The sequence below is a fragment of the Methylobacterium sp. Leaf91 genome, from assembly GCF_001422815.1.
Classification (GTDB): Bacteria; Pseudomonadota; Alphaproteobacteria; order Rhizobiales; family Beijerinckiaceae; genus Methylobacterium.
The window spans coordinates 1-3,780 of the sequence record NZ_LMMP01000041.1; the positions used below are offsets into that span (position 1 = coordinate 1).

The window sequence follows — 3,780 nt, forward strand, 5'->3', positions numbered from 1 at the left end:
CGCCATTCGAGAGGCTTTCTCTGCCTTCCGGCCGAACGAGTGCCGCAACTATCTCACCGCCGCTGGATACGATGCCTATGATCCAAGCTGAGCGGGCACAACTCTAGCAGCACTCTGTTTGCTGCCGCCAAGGAGATCGTCAGCGGTAGGGCGCAGGAGCCAGAACCTACAGCACGAAGTCTGAGGTATGCAGGGCATCGAGCAGGTCCTTAAGCATGATCTGGAAATCCGCCCGGCCGTTGCCATCTACATCGGCCTCTATGAGGGTTGAACCACTCGATTGCAGGGCGCGCACCTCGCCCGCATGTTTGGTGAAGGTCCCCCCACCGATGAACGCGAATTCCTGATCAGTGGACAAACCCTGCAGGGCTGAGAAGTCGAGGTGATCAAGGCCTACGGTGAAATCGCTGATCTGATCACGCGTCGCGCTACCCACTGTGCTGTCGGCCAGGGTTTTGAAGGTGAAGGTGTCAACTCCGTCGCCACCCGTGAGCACATCGCGGCCTGGGCCCCCAATCAAGATATCGTTGCCGCCTTCCCCGCTTAGGTGGTTGGCCGCCGCGTTACCAACGATATTGTTGGCCAAGCTCTGACCAGTTCCTGAGATGGAGGCCGTCCCGGTCAGCGTGAGGTTCTCGATGTTGTTGGCGAGTGTATAACTTACACTCGCAGCGACAGTGTCCCTTCCTCCATCGCTGAGTTCGACAACCTTATCGCCGAGATTGTCGATCACGTAGAGATCGTTGCCGGCACCACCGTAGAGCGTGTCTGTGCCACCCTTGCCATTAAGCAAGTCGTCGCCGTTTCCGCCCCTCAACACGTTGCCTTCTGTGTTTCCCTTCCCGCTGAAGTTGTCCGATCCCATGTAGGTCAAATGGTTCTCATAGCTGGTGAGGGTATAGGTGTTCGATACGGTTTTCACGGTGCGCACACCGTCACTGGGACTGACCAGCTCAACCAACTGTACGATGAGCGGATGGTCGGTTACCTTAAGGGACACTGACGAGATGTTGTGCAACGTCTGGATCGCTTTGGTACCCAAAAGCGGATCGAACACCTGCACGGTTGCAAAGACCTGCTTGAAATCGACCGTCGCCCGGGTTTCCTGCGCGGAGATCGCCTTATCGGCGACCTCGTCCCATATATCGGGCTCGGCCCACACCACGATCTGGAAAGAGCCATCGGCTTTTTGGGTGAGGTAGCTGTGTCCGTTGGTGACCGGAAGGCCCGTCACCGTGTAATTCAGACTACTGGTTTGAAAATTCTCGGCGTTCGGTGTGCTGTCGTGCAGGATCGCCGTCAGATTGTGTATGGCCGTCGCGGCGGGCTTCGGCGCATAGGTGGCCGTGAAGAGGCCGAACTGGTTTTCCTGATCTGCGCCGCTTCCGGTCGTCGGTGAATTCAGGAGCTGGTACAAGTACGTCGCACGGGACCCCAGATCGGCGGCGTCCATGTAGGCGTTCAGAACGAGCTTGGCCTGCGTCTTAAGGTCGACGCCCTCCCAGCCACCTTTCGTGTCCGCGTTTAGGGCATTGTGGTAGCCCATCTCGGTGATCGCGAAGGGTTTGCCCGGGTCGACCGCGTCCTGGGCATTCTTATTCATGGCGATGGTAGCGCGAGGCTGGTCCCCCTTTTTCGGGTAGGGATGCGTGTTGTTCCAGTCCGATGCGGAGGTATGCACGGGGTAATCCGTGAACCCCAGAACCGGAATATCCTTCAGCAATGGATCGGCATTGACTGCCGCGTAGAGAGCCTTCTGGTAAGATTGCGCTGCGGCTGTCCCGGTCAGGCCTTTGTAGATGACGGGGTAATTGTTGACTTCGTTCGGCCCTTCGATCGCCGTGATAGCGCCTGGGTTGGCGGCCAGGAAACTGTGCAGATTCTTGACGACGGTCGCCGGATCCTCCTTGGCGAGGGCGTGGAAGACGAACTTCACCCCGGCATCGGCCGCTTGCGCCAGATGGAGTTGTCCCACCCGCGCGTAGCTTGGGTTCGGCGCCCGGTCGCGCACGTGATCGATACCAAGATAATCGAGAGCTTCCAGCACCTCGGCGATCGGTGCATAGACGCCATCGGTGAAGTTGATGTGGGTTGCGACCCCGAAAGTATCGATCAGCTTGTTCGAGCGAACGGCGGTTTCAACACGCATATGAGGTTCTCAAGTTACATATTTGAATTGTGAATAGTCAATTACAATATATTTTATTTATGTTCAACATTAACCATATGAAATAGGTTTGGTATATTGCAATAACCGGATTTCTATAGATGATAAATAACAATTTACTATCAAATGATAACAAAAATATTCACTGTGTCAATATCAAATGCTTCACTGTCTTAGATCGGACAATTGGCAGCTACGAGGTGAAGTTGGTGCGAAAACGGTTCGGGCGCTCGGCCCCACATAGGACAGGAAGGAAAGGTTTAGCTGGTAGCGATACAGCTTGCTGTAGCGACGGGCACGTACGTCGACGAGATCCCCTCACATGATCGGCGCACCAACCTTTCCCGACCTCTCAGCAGTCATCGCTGATGAGAGCCTCTACGTTCGCCGTATCGTTCGCGACATGCTACAGCGGGCCGGCCTCCGGCGGATACAGGAGGCTGTCGACGGGGCAGAAACGCTTGGCTGTATTGCCGAGGTTCGCCCGGATTTGGTGATCCTGGACTGGGATCTGGCCATTCTCTCGGGCGAGGAGGTCATTCGCCTTGTCCGAAATGTTGAGACTTCTCCAGCTCCTAGCGTGCCGCTCGTCCTGATGATGTCTCAGCCACAAAAGCATACCGTTGAGCGCGCTGTCCGCCTCGGCGTCAACGAGGTTATCGCCAAGCCCTTCTCGCCCAAGACACTATGGTCCCGACTTGACGAGGTGATTAATCGACCGAGGCCGTATCTGACTGCCAAAGGCATGCTGCGACCCAGTACTAGGCAACTCGTGGGAGCAACCGCTGCTAGGTAGGCTCTGCTGCACGGCCTACGGCAGCACGCGGATGGCCTACTCGGATTGGTCAGGCGAGTGGCGTAGCGGGCGCGGAGCCATACGGCTCAATAACAGGGAACTTATGCGAACGGCCCTCCATTACGGGACCAGGTGAAAACATGCGATACTGTGCGGATGACACCAGTCAGCATCTGCGTTCGCGCGATCGACACCGCCTCCGAGATCACCGACTCCACGTTGGTCGAGAAAGTTGAGGCTGCGATCGATGCGCTGGAGGCGTCATGCTCCACGCCGAGCGAACGGGTCCTCGCGCTGGAGCGTGCCTATGAGACGTTCGTGCATCGGCGCCGTAGCAAGACCAACGCTCCGTTTGGCCGTCAACTCGGCCGAAGCGATGGACGTGTCGTAGGGAACGCCAGCAGATGCATAAGCGGCGGCGGCCCCGACCAGGGCCTTGCCAGTGGTGCCGTACTTCGGTCCCTCGATTAGGAAGCGGTCGACGGCTGGCTGTGTTTCCTCCTTCGTCTTCTCGGTGGTCTTCGCCAGTTCGATCTGAGCGGCTTCCAGCGTGCGGAAGCGGTTTAGCGAGGTCACGACAGCGCCGAGGGTCGCGACGAGGTTCAACCCACCTCCGCTGCCGCCCGTCTCAGCCGCTCTCGCGGCCACAACTTGGCCTCGTTCAGCTTCGGCTGGGCGAGGTCTTTTCATGTCTGGCGGACCGTGGCATGTATGGGCTTCCTAGTGGTTGAGCCCTGACGGTTGAGTCCGCGTAGGGTTTTGGTTTGTGGCCCATCCTGCGAGTCTGGCGGGATGCGCAGTGGCATCTCTTTCACGC

3 protein-coding genes are annotated in these 3,780 nt (G+C 57.7%); 1 reads left to right on the forward strand and 2 read right to left on the reverse strand.

What is annotated here, in order from left to right; all coding sequences use genetic code 11:
• Nucleotides 1–166: 166 nt before the first annotated feature.
• Nucleotides 167–2,149, reverse strand: coding sequence for a M10 family metallopeptidase C-terminal domain-containing protein (locus tag ASF32_RS18470; RefSeq protein WP_056431714.1), 1,983 nt, complete (start codon nucleotides 2,147–2,149; stop codon nucleotides 167–169).
• A 340-nt stretch (nucleotides 2,150–2,489) separates the two neighbouring features.
• Here ASF32_RS18470 and ASF32_RS18475 point away from each other — a divergent pair, with 340 nt between their 5' ends.
• Nucleotides 2,490–2,963, forward strand: coding sequence for a response regulator (locus ASF32_RS18475; RefSeq protein ID WP_056431717.1), 474 nt, complete (start codon nucleotides 2,490–2,492; stop codon nucleotides 2,961–2,963).
• 261 nt (nucleotides 2,964–3,224) lie between these two features.
• Here the strand turns inward: ASF32_RS18475 and ASF32_RS18480 are convergent, their stop codons facing one another.
• Nucleotides 3,225–3,569 (reverse strand): hypothetical protein, encoded by a 345-nt coding sequence (locus ASF32_RS18480; protein WP_056431719.1) that lies wholly within the window; start codon nucleotides 3,567–3,569, stop codon nucleotides 3,225–3,227.
• Nucleotides 3,570–3,780: the final 211 nt, after the last annotated feature.

Excerpts from the sequence above, each read along its gene's own strand:
- ASF32_RS18475 (WP_056431717.1), top strand. The coding sequence starts at position 2,490 with ATGATCGGCGCACCAACCTTTCCCGACCTCTCAGCAGTCATCGCTGAT.
- ASF32_RS18470 (WP_056431714.1), bottom strand. The coding sequence starts at position 2,149 with ATGCGTGTTGAAACCGCCGTTCGCTCGAACAAGCTGATCGATACTTTC.